The organism is Amnibacterium soli, from assembly GCF_039544415.1.
Lineage (GTDB): Bacteria > Actinomycetota > Actinomycetes > Actinomycetales > Microbacteriaceae > Amnibacterium > Amnibacterium soli.
In genome coordinates, this window is sequence record NZ_BAABLP010000001.1 from 770338 (window position 1) to 794516 (window position 24179).

A 24179-nucleotide genomic window follows, 5' to 3' on the forward strand; every position below is an offset into this window, starting at 1 on the left:
CATGACGGTCAACCGGTACGCGGTCGAGGACGGGGCGGTGCTCGTCACCGGCGGCGGCAGCGGGATCGGCCTCGCGATCGCGCAGGCGTTCCTCGACAACGGCGCCCGGGTCGCGGTCAGCGGCCGTCGCACCGAGCCGCTGGAGCGCTTCGTCGCCGCGGCGCCCGCGGGCCGGGCGCTCGCCGTGCCCGGCGACGTGGGGGCGCCCGCCGACGTCGAGCGCATCGTCCGGCGCACGGTCGAGGCGTTCGGCGGGCTCGACGTCGTCGTCAGCAACGCGGCCGGCTACGCCTCGGGCGAGCTCGCCGACCTGGCGGTGCCGGAGTGGGAGGCGCTGCGCCGCACGAACGTGGACGGGCTGTTCCACCTCGCCCAGGCGACCGTGCCGCACCTCGAGGCGTCGCGCGGCACGCTGATCGCCGTCGCGAGCGTGTCGGGGCTGTACGGCGACTGGGGCCAGGCGGCCTACAACGCGACGAAGCACGCCGTCGTCGGGTTCGTGCAGTCCCTGGCGCTCGACCTCGGCGGCCGCGGCGTGCGGGTCAACGCCGTCGCCCCCGCCTTCACGCAGACGGAGATGACCGCGGGCGTCGGCGCCGACGACGACGCGCTCGCACCGTTCCTCGACCGGATCGCGCTCGGCCGCCCCGGCCTGCCGGAGGACGTCGCGCCGGCCGTGCTGTTCCTCGCGAGCGCGGACGCCGGCTACATCACCGGCTCCGTGCTCACGGTCGACGGCGGCACCTCCGCCTCCACCGGCCAGCCCCGCTGACGCCCGCGGATCCGCAGTTCCTCCGCGGATCCGCGGTTCCGGTGCGACACGCCGTGCCGCAGGACCGGAGCGCGGCGCGTGGGCCGGGAACTGCGGATCCGCGCACGGGGTCAGAGCACGGTGATGCCGAGGGCCTCCGCGAGCAGCGGGGCGAACCGCGGCAGCTGGTCCGTCGAGACGATCGCGCCGGCCAGGTGCGTGGCGCTGTCGATCCGGTCGAGGTCGGCGCCGCGCAGGTCGAGGTGCTCGAGGCGGGCGCCCCCGACCGACAGCTCGCGCACCCGGGAGTCGACGACCGCCGTCCGCTTCACCGTCGCGCCGCGCAGGTCGAGGTCCCCGATCGTGCAGTCGCGGAACCGGACGTCCTCGATCCGCGCGTCGGCGAGCGCGAGGTAGTCGATGCGGCAGCCGACGAGCTCGACGCGGGTGAGCTCGGCCGCGAACCACTCGCCGGCGCCGATCCGGCAGCCCTCGAGCCGCACGTCGCGGAGGACGACGCGGGCCGCGCGCAGGGCCGTCGCGGTGACCCCGTCGAGCACGGTGTCCACGATCCGGGCGCCGTCGAGCACCGCGTCGTCGAGCACCACCGACCGCAGCAGGCACTCGTCGAGCACGGAGCCGCCCAGGTCCGCGCCCGCCGCGTCGAGGTCCGCGAACCGCAGCCCGTCGAAGCGCCCGCCGCGCCGCAGCGACTCGGCGTCGCCGTCCAGCAGGTCGGAGAGCACGACGGGGGAGAGGCGCGGGGACGTCGCGTCGCGTTTCGGCACCCGGTCACGCTAGGTGCTCGTGCCGACGCAGCGCTTCCGGCCGAGGGGGCCGAGGCGTAGAGTGGTTGACATGTCTACGAAACGGATCGGCTTCCTGTCGTTCGGGCACTGGGGCGCGACCGTCGGGTCCAGCACGGTGACCGCGGCGGACACCCTGCTCCAGACGATCGAGCTCGCGGTCGCCGCGGAGGAGATCGGCATCGACAACGCGTCGGTGCGCGTCCACCACTTCGCGCCGCAGCTGTCGGCGCCCTTCCCCCTCCTCGCCGCCATGGCCGCGCGGACGAAGCGCATCGAGCTCGGCACCGGCGTCATCGACATGCGGTACGAGAACCCGCTGTACATGGCGGAGGAGGCGGGCGTCGCCGATCAGATCTCCGGCGGCAGGCTGCAGCTCGGCGTGAGCCGGGGGTCGCCCGAGCCCGCCCTCAACGGCGCGCACGCCTTCGGCTTCGTGCCGCCGGAGGGGATGAGCGACGCCGACCTCGCGCGCCACAAGCTCGAGATCTTCATGGCGGCGATCGACGGCGCGGGCGTCGTCGCCTCCGACCCGCGCATGACGGGCGTCTCGCAGCCGCTCGCCGTGCAGCCGCAGTCGGCGGGCCTCGCCCGCCGCGTCTGGTGGGGCAGCGGCACGCGGGCGACGGCGACCTGGGTCGCCGAGCAGGGGCTGAACCTGCAGTCGTCCACGCTGCTCACCGAGGACACGGGCGTGCCCTTCGACGAGCTGCAGGCCGAGCAGATCCAGCTCTACCGCGACGCCTGGAGGGCCGCCGGTCACGACTGGGAGCCGCGGGTGTCCGTCAGTCGCAGCGTCATGCCGATCACGAGCGACATCGACCGCATGTACTTCGGCGGCGAGCGGAACTCCGAGGACCAGGTCGGCTGGCTCGACGGCGGCAACGCCCGCTTCGGCAAGACCTACGCGGGGGAGCCGGACCGGCTCGCGGAGGAGCTCGCGAAGGACGCGGCCGTGCAGGCCGCGGACACCCTGCTGCTCACCATCCCGAACCAGCTCGGCGTCGCCTACAACGCGCACCTGCTCGAGACGATCGCGAAGCACGTCGCTCCGGCGATCGGCTGGGTGCACCCCGACGAGCGCGCCCTCCAGCCCGCCGGCTGAGCACGACAGCAGGACAGGACGCCGTCAGCAGGACGAATCGGGCCGATTCGTCCTGCTGACGGCGTTCCGTCCTGCTGAAGCGCTCAGGTGACGGGGCCGGTCCACTTCTCGCCCGGGCCCTTGCCGATCGGGTCGGGCACGACGGAGGCCTCGCGGAACGCGAGCTGCAGGCTCCGGAGGCCGTCGCGGAACGGGCGCGCGTGCGAGTCGCTGATCTCGGGCGCCGCGGCGGTCACGAGCCCCGCCAGCGAGGTGATCAGCTTCCGGGCCTCGTCGAGGTCCGTCTGGGTCGCCGGGTCGTCGGCGAGACCGCACTTCACTGCGGCCGCGCTCATCAGGTGCACGACGGCGGCGCCGATCACCTCGACGGCCGGCACGTCCGCGATGTCGCGGGTCGCATCGGCGAGCTCGTCGGGGGAGTCGGCGGCCTCGGCCTCGCCCGGCAGGTCGTCCGCGGAGAATCGGTAGTCGCTCACGGCTCGATCCTCCCGCACGGCCGGGTGGCACCCGCGCGGACCCGGCTCGCCGTCGCCACCGCGGCTCTGGTACGATGCTGCGGTTCCGGGCTTCTGTCCGGTGTGCGAAGTGGAGCGATCCCACCTCCTGCCCGCCTTCACCGAAGGGCAGCGAGGTCGAAGCACCTCCCTCCGGGTTCCGGAGCGTCGGGGTGCAGTGAACGACGGGCGGACCGGTGTCCGGGCTGCCCGCCGAGGAATCCCTCTGCCCGGCCGCCGGTTGAACCCAGTGGCGGGACGCGTCGTGCGCCCCGCCGGAGAAGCAACCGACTGTTTGGAGCACCGCATCAGCGATCCCCGTACCAACGACAAGATCCGTGTCCCGGAGGTCCGACTCGTCGGACCCGCCGGCGAGCAGGTCGGCGTCGTCCCGATCGACACCGCCCTCCGGCTGGCCCGTGAGGCGGACCTCGACCTCGTCGAGGTCGCGCCGAACTCCCGTCCCCCGGTGGTCAAGATCATGGACTACGGGAAGTTCAAGTACGAGACGGCGCAGAAGGCCAAGGAAGCGCGACGGAACCAGGCCAACACGGTCCTGAAGGAGGTCCGCTTCCGCCTGAAGATCGACTCGCACGACTACGAGACGAAGCGCAAGCGCGCCGAGGGCTTCCTCAAGGACGGCGACAAGGTCAAGGCCATGATCCTGTTCCGCGGCCGCGAGCAGTCCCGCCCCGACCAGGGCGTGCGCCTGCTGGCGCGCTTCGCGGAGGACGTGCGCGAGTTCGGCAACGTGGAGTCCAACCCCACGATCGACGGCCGCAACATGGTCATGGTCATCGGCCCCGTGAAGAGCAAGGTCGACGCGAAGGCGGAGCAGAACGCGAAGCGCGCTGCCGCCCGGAACCAGAACGACGACGCGGCATCCACCGATGCCGTGGAAGCCCCGACATCCCAGGAGCAGTGATGCCGAAGCAGAAGACCCATTCGGGCGCCAAGAAGCGGTTCAAGATCACCGGCAGCGGCAAGGTCATGAAGGCGCAGGCCGGCATGCGGCACAACCAGGAGAAGAAGCCCAGCCGGCTCACGCGCCGCCTGACCGGCCCCTCCGAGGTGGCCGCTCCGCAGGCCAAGCAGATCAAGAAGATGCTCGGCAAGTAGCCCGACGAAGCCTGAAGGAGTAAGCAAATGGCGAGAGTCAAGCGCGCAGTCAATGCGCAGAAGAAGCGTCGGGTCATCCTCGAGCGCGCCGAGGGCTACCGCGGTCAGCGGTCGCGCCTCTACCGCAAGGCGAAGGAGCAGGTCACCCACTCCCTCGTCTACGCGTACCGCGACCGCCGTCAGCGCAAGGGCGACTTCCGCCGCCTGTGGATCCAGCGGATCAACGCCGCGTCCCGCGCGAACGGCCTGACGTACAACCGCTTCATTCAGGGCCTGAACCTGGCCGGTGTCGAGGTCGACCGCCGCATCCTCGCGGAGCTCGCGGTCAACGAGCCCGCGACGTTCGCGGGCCTCGTCGCCACCGCGAAGGCCGCGCTGCCCGCCGACACGTCGGCGCCCGCCACGGCCTGACGCCCAGCACCACCACGAACGAGCCCGGCCGATCGGCCGGGCTCGTTCGCTTTCCGGCGGCGGCGACCGCCCGCCCGACCTCCGCCCGACCCCGCTGATGGAGACCCCGCTGATGGAGTGCCTGTGATCGAGTCCACGAAGAACCCGACCGTCAAGCGCGTCGCCCGCCTCAAGCAGCGCCCCGAGCGCGAGGAGACCGGGCTCGCCCTCATGGAGGGGCCCCAGGTCGTCCGCGAGCTGATCGCGCATGCCGCGGAGACCGTCGAGGAGCTGTACTTCACCTCCGACGGGTTCGAGCGCCACCCGGACATCGCCGAGGCGGCCACCGCGGCCGGCATCGACGTCGAGTTCGTGTCCGACGCCGTGATCGCCGCGATGGCGGACACCCGCACGCCGCAGGGCGTGCTCGCCGTCGCGCACCAGACCCCGGTGCGCCTCCGCGACCTGTTCGAGGAGGCGCCCCGCCTCGTCGTCGTGCTCGACGAGGTCCGCGACCCGGGCAACGCCGGCACGATCATCCGCGTCGCCGACGCGGCCGGCGCGGATGCGGTGATCCTCACGGGCAGCTCCGTCGACCCGTACAACCCGAAGGTCGTGCGCTCCACGACCGGGTCGCTGTTCCACCTCCGCGTCGCGACGGGAGCGAGCCTCGGCGCGGTGGCGGAGGCGGTGCGCGGCGCGGGCCTCGAGCTGCTCGCCGCGGACATGCACGGCGAACCGCTGCCCGACGCGGACCTGTCGAAGCCCACGGCCTGGCTGTTCGGCAACGAGGCGCACGGGCTGTCCGCCGAGGCGCGGGCCTCCGCCGACCGCACGGTCGCGGTGCCGATCTACGGCGCCGCGGAGTCGTTGAACCTGGCGACCGCCGCGTCCGTCTGCCTCTACGCCTCCGCCTTCGCCCACCGCCGCTGAGATCCTCGCGCAGGGACGACTGCGCGATGTCGATCCCGCTGCGCCCCGTTCGACGTGTAGGCAGGGAGGCGCGACCGGCGCCCGAGAACCGTCCAGGAGGACACCATGCCCAAGTACATGCTGATCATGCGCAACAGCGGCTCGCAGGAGCGGTTCGAGGAGATGGACTTCGACGCCGTCATCACCGCGATGGGGAAGTACAACGAGGCGATGATCGAGGCGGGCGTGCTGCTCGCGGGCGACGGCCTCAGCGACGCCGCGCAGGGCGCGGTCGTCGAGTTCACCGGTGAGGCGCCGATCGTCACCGACGGCCCCTACGGCGAGGCCCACGAGCTGTTCAACGGCTTCTGGACCATCCAGGCCGCGACGAAGCAGGAGGCGGTCGAGTGGGCGAAGCGCGCGCCGCTGACCGCCGGCAACAAGATCGAGGTGCGCCGCGTCACCGACGAGACCGACTTCGCCGGGCACGAGGACAACGAGTACCTGCAGAAGGAGATCGGCTGGCGCGAGGCCGAGGCCGCGCGGCAGGAGTGAGCCGGTGACCTCCGCGGTCGAGGCCGTCTGGCGCATCGAGAGCGCGCCCATCGTGGCGACGCTCGCGCGGATGACGGGCGACCTCGGCCTCGCGGAGGACCTGGCGCAGGAGGCGCTGCTCGAGGCGGTCGAGCAGTGGCCGGTCTCGGGCACGCCCCGCAACCCGGGCGCCTGGCTGACCGCCGTCGCGAAGCGCCGGGCGATCGACGGCTGGCGGCGGCGCGAGCGCCTCGAGGACCGCTACCGCGCGATCGCGCACGACCTGGCGGAGACGGCCGAGCAGGACTGGGAGCCGGTCGGCGACGACGTGCTGCGGCTCGTCCTCATCGCCTGCTCGCCCCGCCTGTCGCGGGAGTCGCAGGTGGCGCTGACCCTCCGCGTCGTGAACGGGCTGACGACGGAGGAGATCGCGCGGCTGCTGCTCGTGCCGGTGCCGACGGTGCAGGCGCGGATCACCCGCGCGAAGAAGGCGCTCGCGGGGGTCCCGTTCGAGACGCCGGACCCGGCGGAGTGGAGCGGGCGGCTCGGCGGCGTGCTCGGCGTGGTCTACCTCGTCTTCACCGAGGGCTACGCGGCGACGAGCGGTGCGGAGTGGATGCGCCCGGACCTCGCGGCGGAGGCGCTGCGGCTCGGCCGGGTGCTCGCGGGCCTGGTGCCGCGCGAGCCGGAGGTGCACGGCCTGGTGGCGCTGATGGAGCTGCAGGCGTCGCGGTTCGCCGCCCGGCGCGGCCCGGACGGCGAGCCGGTGCTGCTCGAGGACCAGGACCGCACCCGCTGGGATCGCGCGCAGATCGGCCGGGGCGCCGCCGCGCTCGCCCGGGCGGACGCGCTCGGGCGGGGCCGCGGGCCCTACGCCCTGCAGGCGGCGATCGCCGAGCAGCACGCGATCGCCGCCTCCGTCGCGACGACGGACTGGCCCCGCGTCGTCGCGCTGTACGACGCGCTCGGACGCCTGACCCCGAACCCGGTCGTCGAGCTGAACCGCGCCGTGGCGGTGTCCATGGCGGAGGGGCCGGAGGCGGGCCTCGCGCTCGTCGACGCGCTCGCCGCCCGCGGGGTGCTGGGCTCGAGCCACCTCCTGCCGAGCGTGCGGGGCGAGCTGCTGCTCCGGCTCGGCCGCCATTCGGAGGCGCGGGAGGCGCTCGAGCAGGCGGCCGCGCTGACGTCGAACGAGCGCACGCGGGCCGTGCTGCTCGCGAAGGCCGCCGTCGGCTGATCAGCCGCGGGCGAGCGCGAGCGCGGCGACCCCGGCGACCGCGAGGGCGAGCCGGCCGCGTGCCGCACCCGCAGGCGCTCGTGCAGCACGAGCACCGCGAGCCCCACGGTCGTGACCGGGTAGAGCGCCGAGAGCGCGGCGACGACGGCGAGGCCCGGCAGGTGCAGCGCGACCACGAGCATCACGGTCGCCACGCCCTGCGTCAGGCCGGCGGCGATCATCAGCGTCCACTCGCGGCTCGTCGGCCGCCCACCGGCCCGCGACCGCCTCCCGCCGACGAGCAGGATCGCGCCCACGACGAGCGCAGCGGCGACCGAGTCGCTGAGCATCGGTACGGCGCCCGAGTCGGCGGGGGTCGCGTCCATGAAGACGAAGTACGCCGAGTACACGAGTCCGGTCACCAGTGTCAGCAGGACCGTGCGCCGATGCGGGCGCAGCCCGGCGTCCGGTTCGGCCCCGATCAGCACCCCGCCGACGACGATCGCGCCGAGCGCCGCGAGGGCCCAGCCGCTCGTGCGCTCGCCGGTCGCGAACGACCACAGGGCTGGCAGGACGGCGCTCATCAGGGCGACGACGGGGGAGACGAAGCCCACCGGCCCGGCGGCCAGCGCCGCGTAGAGCAGCAGCACGCCGACGCCGGCCGCGACGCCCGCGAGCGCCCCGAGCACGACCGCCGACGCGGACCAGGCGGAGTCGACGAGCGAGAACGCGGGCACCACGGCGACCGCCGCGACGACGAGCGCCGCGAACGCGACGCCGGTCGCGGGCCGGGAGCGGGAGGCGACCGCGCCGAAGAAGTCGGAGACGCCGTAGAGCAGGGCCGAGACGAGCCCGAGCAGCACCACCGTCACGGGGGTCCAGTCAACCGGACCCGGGGGCGTCAGGCGCCGACCGGCGCCTTCGAGATCTCCGCGGTCACGGTGGTGATCATGCGCTGCGAGTAGCGGCGCCAGAGCGGGCCGACGACGAGGGCCATGAGGCGGCGGCGGAGGGGCAGCGGCGCGAACTCCCACGTCCAGCGCAGGATCGAGCCGTCGCCGTCGGGCGCCGCGGACCACTCGCCGCGCAGGCCGTGCACGAGCCGGCCGAACACGTCGGTGAAGCCGACCAGCTCGTAGGCGAACGAGCTGCCGGGCGTCCACTCGACGATCGTCTCGGTGACCGTGCCGCCGTCGGCGAGGTGGTGCACGCGGGACGCCCCGACGTGGTCCCAGGCGACGTCGGGCTCGACGCGCCGCACGGCCGGGAACACGCGGTCGCCGACGAACATCGCCGGGATCGGGTAGGCGGCCATGCGGGCCAGCGCCACGGCGGGCGGCAGCGGGGAGCGGGCGAGCACGGTGACCGAGGGGCCCACGTGCGGACGTCGGATCAGCACGAGAGGGTGTTCGGAGCGGCGGATCGCATGGATGCATGGTGCCCGACCCGGGCCGCGGTGCACAGGCGCCGTTCGGGGGACGACGGCGGGTGCGGAGGCCGCGCGAGCGCGTTCCGTAGGATCGTCCACCGTGTCCGACGCCCTGCCCACCGAGGAGTCGGTGTCCGCCGCGGTCGAGGCGGCGCTCGCCGCGATCGACGCCGCCGGCGACACCGCCGCCCTGAAGACCGCCCGCATCGCGCACACCGGGGAGGGCTCCGCGCTCGCCCGGCTGAACGCGGCCCTCCGCGACCTGCCTCCCGCCGAGAAGCCCGCCGCGGGCAAGCTCGTCGGCCAGGCGCGCGGGCGCGTGAACGCCGCCGTGGCGGCCCGGGAGGCGGTGCTCGCGGAGGTCGAGCGGGCCGCGCTGCTCGAGGCCGAGCGGGTGGACGTCACCGCTGCGCCCGTGCGGCAGCGTCCTGGCGCCCGCCACCCCCTGACGATCGTGCGCGAGACGGTGGAGGACGCGTTCCTCTCGATGGGGTGGGAGATCGCCGCAGGCCCCGAGCTCGAGCACGAGTGGTTCAACTTCGACGCGCTGAACATCGACCCCGACCACCCCGCGCGCAGCCCGCAGGACACGCTCTTCGTCGAGCCGGTCGGCGCGCACCTCGTGATGCGCACGCAGACCTCTCCGGTGCAGGTGCGGTCGCTGATCGAGCGCGGGGCGCCCCTCTACGTGCTGGCCCCGGGCCGGGTGTACCGGACCGACGAGATCGACGCCACGCACCTGCCGGTGTTCAACCAGTTCGAGGGCCTCGCGATCGACCGCGGCCTGACGATGGCGCACCTGCGGGGCACGCTCGAGCACCTCGCGCGCCGCATGTTCGGCGAGGCCGCCCGCATCCGCCTCCGCCCCAACTTCTTCCCCTTCACCGAGCCGTCCGCCGAGATGGACGTGTGGCACCCGAACGCCAAGGGCGGCGCCCGGTGGATCGAGTGGGGCGGCTGCGGCATGGTCCACCCGAACGTGCTGCGCGCGGCCGGGCTGGACCCGGAGGAGTTCCAGGGCTTCGCGTTCGGCCTGGGCATCGAGCGGACGCTCCAGTTCGCCGAGGGCCTCAGCGACATGCGGGACATGATCGAGGGCGACGTCCGGTTCTCCGGGCAGTGGGGTCTGGTGGCGAAGTGAGGATCCCGATCAGCTGGCTCGCGGAGTACGCGGACCTGCCCGCCGGCACCACGCCGGAGGCGCTGCACGCCGCGCTGGTGCGCGTCGGGTTCGAGGAGGAGACCGTCCACGGCGGCGAGATCACCGGGCCGGTCGTCGTCGGCGAGGTGCTCGAGTTCACGCCCGAGCCGCAGAAGAACGGCAAGACGATCCGCTGGTGCTCCGTGCGCGTCGCGCCCGACGGGCAGCGGGCGGCCGACGGCGGGGAGGCGGTGCGCGGCGTCGTCTGCGGCGCCGGCAACTTCCTCGTCGGCGACAAGGTGGTCGTCACGCTGCCGGGCACGGTCCTGCCCGGCCCCTTCCCGATCGCCGCGCGCAAGACCTACGGGCACGTGTCGGACGGCATGATCGCGTCGTCGCGCGAGCTCGGCCTCTCCGAGGAGCACGACGGGATCCTGCGGCTCACCGAGATCGGGCTCGACCCGGAGGTGGGCACCGACGCGATCGCGCTGCTCGGGCTCGACGACGCGGCCGTCGAGATCAACGTCACGCCGGACCGCGGCTACGCGCTCTCCATCCGCGGCATCGCCCGCGAGTACGGCGCCTCCACCGGCGCCGCGTTCCGCGACCCGGCGCTCGCCGTGACGCCGCCCGCGACCGACGACGGCGCCGTGCCGGTCGTCGTCGAGGACGCGACGCCGATCCGCGGCCGTGCCGGCTGCACCGTCTTCGTCACGCGCGTCGTCCGCGGCGTCGACCCGGCCGCGCCCACCCCGCGGTGGATGGCGAGCCGGCTGCGCCTCGCGGGCGTCCGCTCGATCTCCCTGCCGGTCGACGTCACCAACTACGTGATGCTCGAGCTCGGGCAGCCGCTGCACGGGTACGACCTCGCGAAGCTCGACGGCCCGCTCGGCGTCCGCCGCGCGAAGCCGGGGGAGCCGCTCACCACGCTCGACGGCCAGCAGCGGACGCTCGACGCCGAGGACCTCGTCATCACGGACGGCAGCGGAGCCATCGGCCTCGCGGGCGTGATGGGCGGCGAGGCGACCGAGATCTCGGGCACGACGACCGACGTCGTCATCGAGGCCGCGAACTTCGACCCGGTGTCGATCGGCCGCACGGCCCGGCGCCACAAGCTGCCGTCGGAGGCGAGCCGCCGCTTCGAGCGCGGCGTCGACCCCGCCGTCGCCCGCGCCGCCGCGCAGCGGGCCGTCGACCTGCTCGTCGAGCTGGCGGGCGGCACCGCCGACCCCGGCCAGACCTGGTTCGACGAGGCCGAGCCCCCGGCCCCCGTGCTGCTGCCCGACGGCGCCGTGCTGCGCCGCACCGGCGCGGAGGTGACGGAGGCGGAGACCGTCGCCGCCCTCGAGGCGCTCGGCTGCACCGTGCAGCCGGGGGAGGAGGGCCTGCTGGTCCTCCCGCCGACGTGGCGCCGCGACCTGCTGGAGTCCGTCGACGTCGTGGAGGAGGTCGTCCGCATCGCCGGCTACGACCGCATCCCCTCCGTGCTGCCCGTCGCGCCCCCGGGCCGCGGCCTGACGCGCCCGCAGCGCCTCCGCCGGTCCATCGGCACCGTGCTCGCAGCCGGCGGCGGCTTCGAGGTGCAGTCGTACCCGCTCGTGTCCGCCGCGCAGCAGGAGGCGTACGGGCCCGGGCCGTCGATGCGGGTCGCGAACCCGCTCGACGCCTCCGCGCCGCTGCTGCGCCGCTCCCTTCTGCCCGGTCTGCTCGACGCCGTGCGCCGCAACCGCGCGCGCGGCCGCACCGACGTCGCGCTGTTCGAGCTCGGCTCGGTGTTCCTGCCGGTCGAGGGCGCCTCCTACGGCACCGCCGAGCTGCCGCCGATCGGCGCGCGCCCGGCGCCCGAGCTGCTCATGCGCCTCGCGGAGGACCTGCCGCCCCAGCCCGTCCACGTCGCGGTGGTACTCACCGGCGACCGCGTCGCCAAGCAGCCCGGCGTCGCCGCCGAGCCGGTCGACTGGCGCGACGCGACCGACGCCGCCGCGCGCACGGCGGCCGCGGTGGGCGCCGAGGTGCGGTTCCGCCAGGCGACCCCGCCCGGCTACCACCCCACGCGGGCGGCCGAGGTGCTCGTCGGCGACGTCGTCGTCGGCGTCGCGGGGGAGCTGCTGCCCGGCTCGGTCGAGGACGTGCCCGGCCGCATCGCGGCCGTCGAGCTCGACGTCGACGCGCTGATCGCTGCGGCGCCCGCGGCGATCGAGTTCGCGCCGATCTCGGCGATGCCGGCGGCGACGCAGGACGTCTCGCTCGTCGTCGACGAGCAGGTCCCCGCCGGCGAGGTCCGCGACGCGCTCGTCGCCGGTGCGGGCGGGCTGCTCGAGGCGATCGAGCTCGTCGACGACTACCGCGGCAGCGGACTGCCCGAGCGGGCGAAGTCGCTCACCTTCGCGCTGCGCTTCCGCGCGGCCGACCGCACGCTCACGGCGAAGGAGGCGACGGCCGCCAAGCAGGCGGGCGTCGCGGTCGCGACCGAGCGCACCGGGGCCTCCCTCCGCGAGTGACCTCCACGGATCCGGTGATCCGGTCGGCTTCGACCGGATCACCGGATCCGTGCACGCCCGGGTCGTGCGGGAGTCAGGGCGTCGGCGCCTGCCGGTCGAGGAGGGTCGGCGCGCTCGTGAAGCCCGCGTCCTCGTAGAGCGGCACGCCGGGCGCGCTCGAGCGCACTGTCGTGGGCGGAATGCCGCGACGGTCGGCCTCCGCGCAGATCGCTCCGATGAGCAGCTGGGCGACGCCGTGGCCGCGACGCGTCGGCACCACGTAGACGCTCTGCACGTCGCCCGTGCGCCGCTTGCGGTCGAGGAAGTCGGGCACGCGCTCGAACACGACGAGCCAGGCCATCCCGATCAGCTCGCCCCCGGCGACGGCGACCCGGCAGACGACGCGGTCGCCCATCCGGTCCATCCACACGGCGAGGTCGTCGGCGTAGGCCCACTCCGCCGCCTTGTCGGGCGCCGGGTCGATGCCGGCCCACTCGATCTTCAGCCGCGCCAGCGCGCGCAGCTCGTCCGACCGCGGCGCTCGGACCTCCACGGGCTTCGTCATCGGCCCACTCTCCTCGCGTCACCTGCGCGGCAGGAGCAGAATGGACGCCGTGAACCACGGGAAGGAGGTCGTCGGCGCTGCAGCCGGCGGCAGAGGGCCGTCCGCCTCCTGACGACACCCTCACCCATCCGGCGCGCGTCCGCGCGCCTCGACCGATCGGTTCGACATTGCTCTCCCTCGACGAGGGCACCATCCGTGCGTCGTTCGTGAACACGACGCGCAAAGAGGTGTCCGACCTGACCCTGCCTCCCTCCTTCCCGGATCTCGAGTGGGACCGGATCGACCTGCTCGGCTGGCGCGACCCGAAGCTTGCGAAGCGCGCGTACGTCGTCGTCCCGACCGCGGACGGCGTCGTCGGCGTCCTGCTGCGGCAGGCGGAGGCGTCGCCGCGTGCCCGGGCCCAGTGCTCCTGGTGCCAGGACGTGCGCCTGCCGAACGACGTCGTGCTGTACACCGCCAAGCGGGCCGGCGCCGCCGGCCGCAAGGGCGACACCGTGGGCGTGCTCGTGTGCGAGTCCATCCAGTGCTCGCACAACGTGCGCCGCACGCCGCCCGTCGCCTACCTCGGCTTCGACGTCGAGGCCGCGCGTCAGGAGCGCATCCGCACGCTGCAGGACCGTGCGGCCGGCTTCGCGGCGGCCGTCCTCGCCTGACGCCGGGCCCCTCCGTTCCGCAGGACGTCCTGTCCTGCGGAACGGAGGGACGGGAGCCCGCAGGAGGCGCGGGGTCGGCGTCGGTACGCTTCCCCAATGGCACTGCGGGTCGCGGTCGCGGGCGCCAGCGGCTACGCGGGCGGCGAGCTGCTGCGGCTGCTCGCGCAGCACCCCGACCTCGAGGTCGCCACCGTCACCGGCCACTCGAGCGTCGGCAGCACCGTCGGCGAGGTGCAGCCGCACCTCGCCTCCGCCGCGCACCTCGTGTTCCAGGAGACGACGCCGGAGGTGCTCGCCGGCCACGACGTCGTGTTCCTCGCGCTGCCCCACGGGCAGTCCGGCGCGCTCGCGGCGCAGCTGCCGGAGGACGTGCTCGTCGTCGACGCGGGCGCCGACCACCGGCTGACCGACGAGGCCGACTGGCACGCGTTCTACCCGGGAGACTGGCACGGCGCGTGGGCCTACGGCGTCCCCGAGCTGCCGACGGCGACGGGGAAGCAGCGCGACGCGCTCGTCGGCGCCAAGCGCATCGCGGCGCCCGGCTGCAACGCCTCCGCGGTGAGCCTCGCGCTCGCGCCGGCGGTGGCCGCGGGCCTCGTCGACCAGGAGGACCTCGTCGCGGTGCTCGCCGTCGGCCCCTCCGGTGCCGGCCGGTCCACCAGGCCCGACCTCTCCGCGAGCGAGCTGCTCGGATCCGCGCACGCCTACGCCGTCGGCGGCACCCACCGGCACGTGCCGGAGATCCTCCAGAACCTCGCGCTCGTCACCGGCGCGCGCGGCTCGATCTCGTTCACCCCGGTGCTCGTGCCGATGGCGCGCGGCATCCTCGCGACCTGCACGGCCACCCTCGCGCCCGACGCGGACGAGCGCCGCCTCCGCGCCGTGTACGAGGAGGCGTACGGCGACGAGCGCTTCGTGCACGTGCTGCCCGGCGGCCGGTACCCCGCGGTCGAGCACACGATCGGCGCGAACCGGCTGCTGCTCGGCCTCGGCGTGGACGAGGCCGCTCGGCGGCTCGTCGTCGTCGCGGCGCTCGACAACCTCGTCAAGGGCACCGCGGGCGCGGCGATCCAGTCGGCGAACATCGCACTCGGCCTGCCGGAGTCGGCGGGCCTCCCCATCGACGGAACGGCACCATGAGCGTCACCGCAGCAGCAGGGTTCGAGGCCGCCGGCGTGGAGGCCGGCCTGCGGTCGGGCGAGGGGCCCGACCTGGCGGTCGTGGTCAACCGCGGTCCGTCCGCCGCTGCGGCGGTCGTCTTCACGAGCAACCGCTGCACCGCGAATCCGATCATCTGGAGCAAGCAGGTGATCAAGGACGGCGTCGTGTCCGCGATCGTCCTGAACTCCGGCGGCGCGAACTGTTACACCGGCATGCTCGGCTTCCAGGTCGTGCACGAGACGGCGGAGGCGGCGGGGCGCGCCCTCGACCTGTCGCCGGGCGACGTGCTCGTCTGCTCGACCGGGCTGATCGGCGAGCAGCTCGACTCCACGAAGGTCGTGGGCGGCGTGAACCGCGCCGCCGCGGCGCTGACCGCCGAGGGCGGCGCCGATGCGGCCCGCGCGATCATGACCACCGACACCCGCTCCAAGCAGGCGCTGCGGCGGGGTTCGGGCGGCTGGACGGTCGGCGGCATGGCCAAGGGCGCGGGCATGCTCGCGCCGGGGCTCGCCACGATGCTCGTCGTGATCACGACCGACGCGGACCTCGAGTCCGAGGACCTCGACGCCGCGCTGCGCGCCGCGACCCGCGTGACGTTCGACCGCCTCGACTCCGACGGGTGCATGTCGACGAACGACCAGGTGACACTGATGGCCTCCGGCGCCTCGGGCGTGGTGCCCGACGCCGACGAGTTCACCGCGCTGCTGACCGAGGTGTGCCAGGACCTGACGCTGCAGTTGCAGTCGGACGCGGAGGGCGCGGCGCACGACGTCGCCATCCAGGTGCTGCACGCGGCCGACGAGGACGACGCCGTCGAGGTCGCCCGCGCCGTCGCCCGCAGCAACCTCTTCAAGGCCGCGGTGTTCGGCAACGATCCGAACTGGGGCCGGGTGCTCGCCGCCGTCGGCACCACGTCCGCGGCCTTCGACCCGTTCGGCATCGACGTCGCGATGAACGGCGTGCAGGTCTGCCGCGCGGGCCAGCCCGACCAGCCCCGCACCCTCGTGGACCTGACGGACCGCGCCGTGCAGGTGGTCATCGACCTGCACGCGGGCGACGCGACCGCGACGATCTGGACCAACGACCTGACGCACGACTACGTGCACGAGAACAGCGCCTACTCCTCGTGACGCCCGCGCTGCCCGTCCAGACGACCACGCCGGAGGAGGCCGCGGCCAAGGCCGCCGTGCTCATCGAGTCGCTGCCCTGGATCACCCGCTTCGCGGGCCGGGTCGTCGTCATCAAGTTCGGCGGCAACGCCATGGTCGACGACGCGCTGACCGCGGCCTTCGCGGAGGACGTCGTCTACCTCCGCACCGTCGGCGTGCGGCCGGTCGTCGTGCACGGCGGCGGCCCGCAGATCTCCGCGATGCTCGAGCGGCTCGGCATCGCGAGCGAGTTCCGCGGCGGCTACCGCGTCACGACGCCCGAGGTGATGGACGTCGTGCGGATGGTGCTCACCGGCGTCGTCAGCCGAGACCTCGTCGGCGCGATCAACCTGCACGGCCCGATCGCCACGGCGATCTCGGGCGAGGACGGCGGCCTGTTCGGCGGCCGCCGCCGCGCCGGGACGGTCGACGGCGAGCCCGTCGACCTCGGCCAGGTCGGCGACGTCGTGGCCGTCGACCCGGCGCCGGTGCTCGCGCAGCTCGACGCCGGCGGCATCCCGGTCGTCTCGACGATTGCGCCCGACCTCGACCGGCCGGGGGAGTCGCTCAACGTGAACGCGGACAGCGCCGCCGCGGCGCTCGCGGTCGCCCTGGGCGCCGAGAAGCTCGTCGTGCTGACGGACGTGCCCGGCCTCTACGCCGACTGGCCGAACCGCGACTCCCTCGTCTCCAGCCTGACCACCGACGAGCTGACGGCGATGCTGCCGTCCCTCGAGTCGGGCATGATCCCCAAGATGACGGCCTGCCTCGAAGCGGTCGTCGGCGGAGTGCCGAAGGCGGCCGTGATCGACGGCCGCGTGCCGCACTCCGTGCTGCTCGAGGTGTTCACGGGCAGCGGCATCGGCACGGAGGTGGTCCCCGCATGACGACAGCGACGACGACGGACTGGCAGCAGCGGCACGCCCGCGACCTGATGGCGAGCTACGCCCCGCCGCTGCGCCTGCTCGTGCGCGGTGAGGGCGCCTGGGTGTGGGACGAGGACGGCACGCAGTACCTCGACTTCCTCGGCGGCATCGCGGTGAACTCGCTCGGCCACGCGCACCCCGTGGTGGTCGAGGCGGCGGGCCGTCAGGCGTCGCTGATGGTCCACGTCTCCAACTACTTCGCCACCCCCTCGCAGCTCGAGCTCGCCGAGCGGCTGAAGCGCATCACCGGCGCGGGCGAGGCGGGCCGGGTCTACTTCGGCAACTCGGGCGCGGAGGCGAACGAGGCCGCGTTCAAGCTCGCGCGGCGCACCGGCCGTCCGCGCATCCTCGCGCTGAAGAACGCCTTCCACGGCCGCACCATGGGCGCGCTCGCGCTGACCGGCAAGCCGGCGCTGCAGGAGCCGTTCCTGCCGATGGTCCCGGGCGTCGAGCACCTCGACTCGACGGTGGAGGCGCTGGCGGAGGCGATGCGCGACGACGTCGCCGCCCTGATCGTCGAGCCGATCAAGGGCGAGACCGGTGTCGTGCCGCTGCCGGAGGGCTACCTCCGGGCCGCGCGCGAGCTCACGGAGCGGCACGGCGCGCTGCTGATCGTCGACGAGATCCAGACCGGCGTCGGGCGCACCGGCCGCTGGTTCGACTTCCAGCACGAGGGGATCGTGCCGGACGCGGTCACGATCGCGAAGGGCATCGCGGGCGGCGTCCCGCTCAGCGCGATGGTCACGTTCGGCGCGGCGAGCGACCTGCTGCAGCGCGGCGACCACGGCAGCACCTTCGGCGGCAACCCGTTCGCGACCGCGGTGGCGAACGCGGTGCTCGAGGAGATCGAGCGAGCGGACCTGATGGGCAACGCCGACCGCCGCGGTCGGCAGATCCGCGCCGCCGTGGAGGGGCTCGGCTCGCCCGTGGTGACGGAGGTCCGCGGCCGCGGTCTGCTCATCGGCATCGGCACGGTGCAGGACGCGGCGCCCGCCGTCGCCGCCGCGGCGCTCGAGGCGGGCCTGATCGTGAACGCGATCAACCCGACGTCGATCCGCATCGCGCCGCCGCTGATCATCGGCGACGAGGAGGTCGCGGCCTTCACCGACCGCTTCCGCACGGCCCTCGCCGCCGTCTGACACGGGACCGTGCCGGTTCCGGGCGCTTCCGGACGTCCCGGGCGTCCGGGCGCCCGGTTCGTCCGATGCCGCCCGGGTACCGCTGCCCGAGCGGCCGATTCGGCCGTTGCGCGGAAGCCGAATAGCGTTGAGCGGTGACCCGCCACCTCCTCCGAGACGACGACCTGAGCCCCGCCGAGCAGGCCGAGATCCTCGACCTCGCCGTCCAGGTGAAGGCCGACCGCTGGGGCAGGCGCCCCCTCGAGGGCCCGCAGACCGTCGCGGTCATCTTCGACAAGTCCTCCACGCGCACCCGCGTGAGCTTCGCGGTCGGCATCGCGGACCTCGGCGGCAGCCCGCTGATCATCTCGACGGCCAACAGCCAGCTCGGCGGCAAGGAGACCCCCTCCGACACCGCGCGCGTGCTCGAGCGCATGGTGTCCGCGATCGTCTGGCGCACGTACGGGCAGGCCGGGCTGGAGGAGATGGCCGCCGGCACCACCGTGCCGGTCGTGAACGCGCTGTCCGACGACTTCCACCCCTGCCAGCTGCTGGCCGACCTGCTCACGATCCGCGAGCACAAGGGCCGCCTGGCCGGGCTCACCGTGGCCTTCGTCGGCGACGGCGCGGACAACATGGTGCACAGCTACCTGCTCGCCGGTGCGACCGCCGGCATGCACGTGCGCATCGGGTTCCCGACCGAGTACGCGCCGTACCCGCGGGTCGTCGCCGACGCCGAGCGCATCGCGGGCACCACCGGCGGCTCGGTGCGGCTGACGAACGACCCCGCGGAGGCGATCGCCGGGGCCGACGTCGTCGTCACCGACACGTGGGTGTCGATGGGGCGCGAGGACGAGAAGGCCGTGCGCATCGAGGCGCTCTCGCCGTACCAGGTGACCCCCGAGCTGATGGCGACGGCGGCGGCCGACGCCCTGTTCCTCCACTGCCTCCCGGCCGACCGCGGCTACGAGGTGGCGCCCGAGGTCATCGACGGCCCGCAGAGCGTGATCTGGGACGAGGCGGAGAACCGCCTGCACGCCCAGAAGGCGCTCCTGATCTGGCTGCTCGAGCACGCCTAGGCTGATCCGACGATGAGCGACCAGCCGAACGCCGATCCGACCGCGGGCACCGTCGCGGGCTCCCTCTGGGGCGGCCGGTTCACCGACGGCCCCTCCGACGCGCTGCGGGCCCTGTCGCGCTCCACGCACTTCGACTGGGCGCTCGCGCACTACGACATCGCGGGCTCCAAGGCGCACGCGGAGGCGCTCGCGGCCGGCGGGTACCTCACCCCCGACGACCGCGCCGCCCTCGACGCGGCGCTCGACCGCATCGACGCACAGGTGTCCGACGGCTCGCTGGTCCCCGGGCCCGACGACGAGGACGTGCACGCGGTCCTCGAGCAGGCGCTGCTGCAGGAGGCGGGCCCGGAGCTCGGCGGCCGGCTGCGCGCCGGCCGCAGCCGGAACGACCAGATCGCGACGCTGGTGCGCCTCTACCTCCGCGACCACGTGCGCGTGATCGGGCTGCAGGTGATCGACCTGATCGACGCGCTCGCCGCGCAGGCCGACGCGAACTTCGGCGCGATCCTGCCGGGCCGCACCCACCTGCAGCACGCCCAGCCGGTGCTGCTCGCGCACCACCTGCTCGCCCACGCGTGGCCGCTCGTCCGCGACCTGCAGCGGCTCGGCGACTGGGGCCGCCGCGCGGACGCCTCGCCGTACGGGTCGGGCGCGCTCGCGGGCTCGAGCCTGGGGCTCGACGACGCGCTCGTCGCGGAGCGCCTCGGCTTCTCCCGCACGGTCGAGAACTCGATCGACGGCACCGCCGCCCGCGACGTCGTGGCCGAGTTCGCCTTCGTCGCGGCGATGATCGGCGTCGACCTGTCCCGGCTCGCGGAGGACGTGATCCTCTGGTCGACGCGCGACGTCGGGTTCGCCCGCCTCCACGACTCCTGGTCGACGGGGTCGTCGATCATGCCGCAGAAGAAGAACCCGGACATCGCGGAGCTGGCGCGCGGCAAGGCGGGCCGCCTCGTCGGCGACCTGACCGGCCTGCTCACGACGCTGAAGGGCCTCCCGCTCGCGTACAACCGCGACCTGCAGGAGGACAAGGAGCCGGTCTTCGACCAGGTGGCGACGCTCGAGACGCTCCTGCCCGCCGTGACGGGGCTGATCGCCACGCTGCGGTTCGACACCGCGCGCATGGCGGAGTCGGCGCCGCAGGGCTACTCGCTCGCGACGGACGTCGCCGAGTGGCTGGTGAAGCAGGGCGTGCCCTTCCGCGACGCGCACGAGATCACCGGCGCCCTCGTGTCGGCGGCGGAGGCGCGCGGCGTCGGCCTCGACGGCCTGGACGACGACGAGCTGCAGCGCGTCTCGCCGTCCCTGACGCCGGAGGTGCGCTCGGTGCTGTCCGCGGAGGGCTCCGTCGCCAGCCGCACGGGCGTGAGCGGCACCGCGCCCGACCGGGTGCGGCAGCAGCTCGCGTCGCTCACCGAGCAGGTGCGCGTCGTGCGGGCGGCGCTGCCGTGAGCCCGCGCAGCGCGGGGCGCCGCACGGGCCGCTTCGCCGACCGCGAGGGCGCGCGCACCTCGAACCCGTGGGTGATCCGGGGCATCGTCGCGCTCGCCGTCGTCGTGGTGGTCGTCGGGCTCGTCTACGCCGCCGTGAACGGGATCCTCTTCAGCCTGCCCTCGCGCTGACCGTGGCCGGGTTCGACCGCGCCGCGCTCGAGGCGCACGCCGTCGAGGTGGCGCCGCTGCTGCTCGGCGCGGTGCTGACGCACGCGACACCGGAGGGGGTCGTCGCCGTGCGGCTCACGGAGGTGGAGGCGTACTCGGGCCTGGGGGAGGACCCGGGCTCGCACGCCCACCGCGGCCGCACGCCGCGCAACGCGGTCATGTTCGGGGAGGCCGGCCGGCTCTACACGTACTTCACCTACGGCATGCACACCTGCGCCAACGTCGTGACGGGCGCGCCCGGCACCGCCGGCGGCGTCCTGCTGCGCGGCGGGGAGGTCGTCGACGGCCTCGAGCTCGCGCGCTCCCGGCGCGCGGCCGCCCGCAAGGACGTCGACCTGGCCCGCGGACCCGCGCGCCTCGCCTCCGCGCTCGGCATCGCGCTCGCGGACGGCGGCGCGGACCTGCTGGGGGAGGGGGACCTCGCGCTCCGCCCGGGGGAGCCGCTGCCGGCGGCCGCCGTCGCGACCGGCCCGCGGGTCGGGGTCTCCGGACCGGGCGGGGACGCGAGCGCCTTCCCGTGGCGGTTCTGGATCACGGACGATCCGACGGTGTCGCAGTACCGCAGGGCGGTGCCGCGACGCCGCGCAGCCGGGTGAGCCGACGGCTCAGGAGCGGCTGAGCAGCACCAGCCCGGCCGCGGCGGCGGCCCAGATCCAGCTGCCGAGGGTGCCGACGATGAAGCGCTCGCGGACGGCGCCGTTGTCCAGCTCGGTGAACCGCCCGACGCCCTTGATGGCGATGATGACCGCCAGCGCCTCCGGGAACCCGGCGATGATCGCGCCCGCGACCGCGAGCCGTTCGAGCAGGCCGATGACCTCGCCGCCGCGCAGCAGCTCGCGCTCGCCGACGACGATGCCGCCGTGCACCCCCTCGCGCTCGTCGAAGGTCGTGCGGTCGAGCAGCAGCCGCACGACCGGGCTGCCGCCGGCGGTCGCGATCAGCAGCGCGGCCACGGTGGTGATCGCCACCACCACGGCGGGCGCGCCCTCGGGCAGGATCGCCGCGACGACGAGCGTCACCAGGATCAGGGCGACCGCGAGCACGGTCAGCACGCGCGTCGGCCTGCGCCACGCGAGCACCGCGACGACGGCCGTCGCGATCGGGCAGACGACGAAGAGGAACCACCCGAGGGCGTAGAGGATCCAGGCCGGCCCGACGTAGCTCACCCGGGCGATGCTAGGGCGCGGGTGCGTCGAGAGCGGCCAGCGCCGCCACGAGCGCGGGCAGCGCCTCCCGCTCGAGCCGCACCGCCGCGGCGCGGGCGCGCAGGCTGATCGCCTGCGGGGTCACGCCGAGGCGCTCGGCCACGGCGGCCTGCGACAGGCCCTGCTCGAGCAGGTCCGCGACCTCCCACCCCTCCGGCGACCGGCGGGAGCGGACCTCGAGCAGCAGGCCGATCAGCGCGGTCACGCCCTCGGAGGCGGCGGGGTCCGGTCCGACGACGGCCAGGTGGTGCGGCGTCCGCTTCGCGGCGTCGACCGCGGCGCGCGCGGTCAGGAACCCGTCGCCGCGGGCCTCACCGGTGGTGGCGGGGAAGGGCGTGCGCACGCCGCCCACGCCGATGCCGACGCTCCACGGGCCTTCGCGCCGCAGCCGGAGCGCCGCCGGCAGCACGGCTGCGGCGTCCTCGAACACGAGCTGGAACTCGTCGCCGGCGGTCCGGTCCGGTCCGAGCACCGCGCCGCGGGCGCGCCACACGGCGCGATCGGCGAGGATCGGGGCCACGGCGTCGTCGTCCGTCCCCCGGCTGTCGATCTGGTCGACGGTGCACACGAACATGCCGTCAAGCCTACAGCCTTGTCTCGTGCGGAACAAGCATGCAGGCTTGACTGGGGCCTCCCGACCCCTGTCGCGCTGCGCCTCCGGCCGCTGCCGGCGCCCATCCGCCCGCTGCTAGCGTCGACGCGTGCCGTCGACCGCTCTCGCCCGCCAGCACAACGATCCGGGCTTCCCGTCCCTCTGGGAGGAGCTGCGCTGGCGCGGCCTCGTCCAGGTGTCGACGGACGAGGAGGCGCTCGCCGCCGTCCTCGCCTCGGGCTCGATCACCGCCTACTGCGGCTTCGACCCCACCGCGCCGAGCCTGCACCTGGGCAACCTGCTGCAGCTGCTCGTGCTGCGCCGGCTGCAGCTCGCCGGTCATCGGCCCCTCGGGCTCGTCGGCGGATCGACGGGACTCATCGGCGACCCGCGGCCGACCGCGGAGCGGGTGCTGCAGTCCAAGGAGCAGGTCGCGGACCGCGTCCGGCTGATCGCCGACCAGGTCGCGCGCTTCCTCGACTTCGACGGCGAGGTCGCCGCCGAGGTCGTGAACAACCTCGACTGGACCGAGGGCCTGTCCGCCATCGACTTCCTGCGCGACGTCGGCAAGCACTACCGCATCGGCACGATGCTGAAGAAGGACGCGGTCTCCACCCGCCTCAACTCCGAGGCCGGCATCAGCTACACGGAGTTCAGCTACCAGATCCTGCAGGGCTACGACTTCCTCGAGCTGTTCCGGTCGCGCGGGTGCGTGCTGCAGACGGGCGGCAGCGACCAGTGGGGCAACCTCACGAGCGGCATCGACCTGATCCACCGGGTGGAGGGGAAGGCGGTCCACGCGATCGGCACGCCCCTGATCACCAACAGCGACGGCACGAAGTTCGGCAAGAGCGAGGGCAACGCGATCTGGCTCGACGCGGTGCTCACCAGCCCGTACGCGTTCTTCCAGTTCTGGCTGAACACGACCGACGACGACGTCGTCGACCGGCTGAAGGCCTACACGTTCCTCACCCGCGCGGAGATCGACGAGCTCGACCTCGCCCAGACGGACCGGCCCGGGCTGCGGGAGGCGCAGCGCCGCCTCGCGTGGGAGGTGACCGCGCTCGTGCACGGCGACCCCGCGGCGGACGCCGCCCGCGACGCGTCGGCTGCGCTCTTCGGCACGGGCGAGCTCGGCGCGATCGACGCCGGCACCCTCGAGGCCGCGATCACCGAGCTGCCGCGGACGCACGGGGAGCCCGGCGACCGCCTCGACGCCCTGCTCGCCGCCTCCGGCCTCGCGAAGTCGAACGGCGACGCGCGCCGGGCGATCGCCCAGGGCGGGGTCTACGTGAACAACCGTCGGGTGGAGGACGCGGACGCGGTGCTGGGGGAGCCCGACCTGCTGCACGGTCGCTTCGTCGTGCTGCGCCGGGGCAAGCGCACCCTCGCGGCCCTCGTCCGCGCCTGACGACGCAGCCGCGCACCCTGTCCGGAGCCCCGGACGCATGCACGACACACCCGAATGTTTCGTGCGAGTTGCGAGCAGGCGACGAGCGACGTAATGTCTTCTCCTGTCAGCGCGACGCCGCGGATGAGCAAGAGCCGGACCGACACCGTCGGGCCGAGTCGGTCTCTCCGCCCACAGCCTGACAGCCTCACCGGCACCTCACCCCGACGGATCCTTCCGGCGGGCAGGGCGGTGAAGCGATCGAGACGCCTCAGGCTGTCGGATGCGAGTCCGGTGGGTGATG

The 24179-nt window shown here is 74.3% G+C and carries 26 protein-coding genes and 1 pseudogene; 20 read left to right on the forward strand and 7 right to left on the reverse strand.

The window, feature by feature from the left end:
• Position 1 precedes the first annotated feature (1 nt).
• A complete protein-coding gene (gene budC / locus ABEA53_RS03800; RefSeq protein ID WP_345479621.1) occupies positions 2-772 on the forward strand; it encodes a meso-2,3-butanediol dehydrogenase in 771 nt (256 codons plus the stop codon).
• A 110-nt stretch (positions 773-882) separates the two neighbouring features.
• Here the strand turns inward: budC and ABEA53_RS03805 are convergent, their stop codons facing one another.
• The gene (locus ABEA53_RS03805) at positions 883-1539 is read right to left on the reverse strand and encodes a pentapeptide repeat-containing protein (protein ID WP_345479623.1); all 657 of its coding nucleotides are present in this window, start codon (positions 1537-1539) and stop codon (positions 883-885) included.
• A gap of 70 nt (positions 1540-1609) precedes the next feature.
• Here ABEA53_RS03805 and ABEA53_RS03810 point away from each other — a divergent pair, with 70 nt between their 5' ends.
• A complete protein-coding gene (locus ABEA53_RS03810) occupies positions 1610-2662 on the forward strand; it encodes an LLM class flavin-dependent oxidoreductase (RefSeq protein WP_345479625.1) in 1053 nt (350 codons plus the stop codon).
• 83 nt (positions 2663-2745) lie between these two features.
• Here the strand turns inward: ABEA53_RS03810 and ABEA53_RS03815 are convergent, their stop codons facing one another.
• Positions 2746-3108, reverse strand: a complete 363-nt coding sequence (locus ABEA53_RS03815; protein ID WP_345479684.1) for a DUF1844 domain-containing protein — start codon at positions 3106-3108, stop codon at positions 2746-2748.
• 343 nt (positions 3109-3451) lie between these two features.
• Here ABEA53_RS03815 and infC point away from each other — a divergent pair, with 343 nt between their 5' ends.
• The 6 genes from infC to ABEA53_RS03845 all read left to right on the forward strand — a co-directional run bounded on the left by infC (position 3452) and on the right by ABEA53_RS03845 (position 7348).
• Positions 3452-4081, forward strand: coding sequence for a translation initiation factor IF-3 (infC, locus tag ABEA53_RS03820; protein WP_345479626.1), 630 nt, complete (start codon positions 3452-3454; stop codon positions 4079-4081).
• Entirely contained in the window at positions 4081-4275 is a 195-nt protein-coding gene (gene rpmI, locus ABEA53_RS03825; RefSeq protein ID WP_345479627.1) for a 50S ribosomal protein L35, read from the forward strand. Before infC ends, rpmI begins: the two co-directional genes overlap by 1 nt.
• 27 nt (positions 4276-4302) lie before the next feature.
• On the forward strand, positions 4303-4686 hold the full coding sequence (gene rplT, locus ABEA53_RS03830; RefSeq protein ID WP_345479628.1) for a 50S ribosomal protein L20: 384 nt from the start codon (positions 4303-4305) through the stop codon (positions 4684-4686).
• Positions 4687-4809: 123 nt separating this feature from the next.
• Positions 4810-5598, forward strand: coding sequence for a TrmH family RNA methyltransferase (locus tag ABEA53_RS03835; protein WP_345479629.1), 789 nt, complete (start codon positions 4810-4812; stop codon positions 5596-5598).
• Between the two features lie 105 nt (positions 5599-5703).
• Positions 5704-6132 carry a YciI family protein gene (locus ABEA53_RS03840; RefSeq protein ID WP_345479630.1) on the forward strand — a complete coding sequence of 143 codons (429 nt, stop codon included), beginning with the start codon at positions 5704-5706 and terminating at the stop codon, positions 6130-6132.
• 4 nt (positions 6133-6136) lie between these two features.
• Positions 6137-7348, forward strand: coding sequence for an RNA polymerase sigma factor (locus ABEA53_RS03845; RefSeq protein WP_345479631.1), 1212 nt, complete (start codon positions 6137-6139; stop codon positions 7346-7348).
• A gap of 62 nt (positions 7349-7410) precedes the next feature.
• On the opposite strand, the pseudogene ABEA53_RS03850 reads toward ABEA53_RS03845, so the two are convergent.
• Together ABEA53_RS03850 and ABEA53_RS03855 are read right to left on the reverse strand one after the other, a co-directional pair.
• A pseudogene (locus tag ABEA53_RS03850) lies at positions 7411-7911 on the reverse strand (EamA family transporter); the annotation flags it as partial.
• 317 nt (positions 7912-8228) lie between these two features.
• The gene (locus ABEA53_RS03855) at positions 8229-8726 is read right to left on the reverse strand and encodes an SRPBCC family protein (protein WP_345479632.1); all 498 of its coding nucleotides are present in this window, start codon (positions 8724-8726) and stop codon (positions 8229-8231) included.
• Between the two features lie 130 nt (positions 8727-8856).
• Between ABEA53_RS03855 and pheS the strand changes: the two genes are divergently transcribed.
• Both pheS and pheT read left to right on the forward strand, forming a co-directional pair.
• On the forward strand, positions 8857-9897 hold the full coding sequence (pheS, locus tag ABEA53_RS03860) for a phenylalanine--tRNA ligase subunit alpha (protein WP_345479633.1): 1041 nt from the start codon (positions 8857-8859) through the stop codon (positions 9895-9897).
• Positions 9894-12398 carry a phenylalanine--tRNA ligase subunit beta gene (pheT, locus tag ABEA53_RS03865; RefSeq protein ID WP_345479634.1) on the forward strand — a complete coding sequence of 835 codons (2505 nt, stop codon included), beginning with the start codon at positions 9894-9896 and terminating at the stop codon, positions 12396-12398. Before pheS ends, pheT begins: the two co-directional genes overlap by 4 nt.
• A 73-nt stretch (positions 12399-12471) precedes the next feature.
• Here pheT and ABEA53_RS03870 read toward each other — a convergent pair whose 3' ends face one another.
• Positions 12472-12942, reverse strand: a complete 471-nt coding sequence (locus tag ABEA53_RS03870) for a GNAT family N-acetyltransferase (RefSeq protein ID WP_345479635.1) — start codon at positions 12940-12942, stop codon at positions 12472-12474.
• Between the two features lie 167 nt (positions 12943-13109).
• Here ABEA53_RS03870 and ABEA53_RS03875 point away from each other — a divergent pair, with 167 nt between their 5' ends.
• From ABEA53_RS03875 to ABEA53_RS03915, 9 genes are all read left to right on the forward strand, one after another.
• The gene (locus tag ABEA53_RS03875; protein ID WP_345479636.1) at positions 13110-13595 is read left to right on the forward strand and encodes an FBP domain-containing protein; all 486 of its coding nucleotides are present in this window, start codon (positions 13110-13112) and stop codon (positions 13593-13595) included.
• Between the two features lie 96 nt (positions 13596-13691).
• On the forward strand, positions 13692-14735 hold the full coding sequence (gene argC / locus ABEA53_RS03880) for an N-acetyl-gamma-glutamyl-phosphate reductase (protein WP_345479638.1): 1044 nt from the start codon (positions 13692-13694) through the stop codon (positions 14733-14735).
• Positions 14732-15886, forward strand: coding sequence for a bifunctional glutamate N-acetyltransferase/amino-acid acetyltransferase ArgJ (gene argJ, locus ABEA53_RS03885; protein WP_345479639.1), 1155 nt, complete (start codon positions 14732-14734; stop codon positions 15884-15886). Before argC ends, argJ begins: the two co-directional genes overlap by 4 nt.
• Positions 15883-16791 (forward strand): acetylglutamate kinase, encoded by a 909-nt coding sequence (argB, locus tag ABEA53_RS03890; RefSeq protein ID WP_425550588.1) that lies wholly within the window; start codon positions 15883-15885, stop codon positions 16789-16791. The genes argJ and argB overlap by 4 nt, the downstream gene beginning before the upstream one ends.
• Positions 16788-17969, forward strand: coding sequence for an acetylornithine transaminase (locus ABEA53_RS03895; RefSeq protein ID WP_345479640.1), 1182 nt, complete (start codon positions 16788-16790; stop codon positions 17967-17969). Before argB ends, ABEA53_RS03895 begins: the two co-directional genes overlap by 4 nt.
• Before the next feature lie 134 nt (positions 17970-18103).
• Positions 18104-19027, forward strand: a complete 924-nt coding sequence (gene argF, locus ABEA53_RS03900; RefSeq protein ID WP_345479641.1) for an ornithine carbamoyltransferase — start codon at positions 18104-18106, stop codon at positions 19025-19027.
• Between the two features lie 12 nt (positions 19028-19039).
• Positions 19040-20479: an argininosuccinate lyase gene (gene argH / locus ABEA53_RS03905; RefSeq protein WP_345479642.1), complete on the forward strand. Its 1440-nt coding sequence runs from the start codon at positions 19040-19042 to the stop codon at positions 20477-20479.
• Complete coding sequence (locus ABEA53_RS03910) at positions 20476-20649, forward strand: hypothetical protein (protein WP_345479643.1); 174 nt, start codon at positions 20476-20478, stop codon at positions 20647-20649. Before argH ends, ABEA53_RS03910 begins: the two co-directional genes overlap by 4 nt.
• The gene (locus ABEA53_RS03915; protein ID WP_425550592.1) at positions 20646-21284 is read left to right on the forward strand and encodes a DNA-3-methyladenine glycosylase; all 639 of its coding nucleotides are present in this window, start codon (positions 20646-20648) and stop codon (positions 21282-21284) included. Before ABEA53_RS03910 ends, ABEA53_RS03915 begins: the two co-directional genes overlap by 4 nt.
• Before the next feature lie 9 nt (positions 21285-21293).
• Here the strand turns inward: ABEA53_RS03915 and ABEA53_RS03920 are convergent, their stop codons facing one another.
• Together ABEA53_RS03920 and ABEA53_RS03925 are read right to left on the reverse strand one after the other, a co-directional pair.
• Positions 21294-21854: a hypothetical protein gene (locus ABEA53_RS03920; protein ID WP_345479645.1), complete on the reverse strand. Its 561-nt coding sequence runs from the start codon at positions 21852-21854 to the stop codon at positions 21294-21296.
• A gap of 10 nt (positions 21855-21864) precedes the next feature.
• On the reverse strand, positions 21865-22467 hold the full coding sequence (locus ABEA53_RS03925; protein WP_345479646.1) for a DNA-binding protein: 603 nt from the start codon (positions 22465-22467) through the stop codon (positions 21865-21867).
• Between the two features lie 127 nt (positions 22468-22594).
• Between ABEA53_RS03925 and tyrS the strand changes: the two genes are divergently transcribed.
• On the forward strand, positions 22595-23896 hold the full coding sequence (gene tyrS / locus ABEA53_RS03930; protein WP_345479647.1) for a tyrosine--tRNA ligase: 1302 nt from the start codon (positions 22595-22597) through the stop codon (positions 23894-23896).
• The last annotated feature ends 283 nt before the right edge of the window (positions 23897-24179 follow it).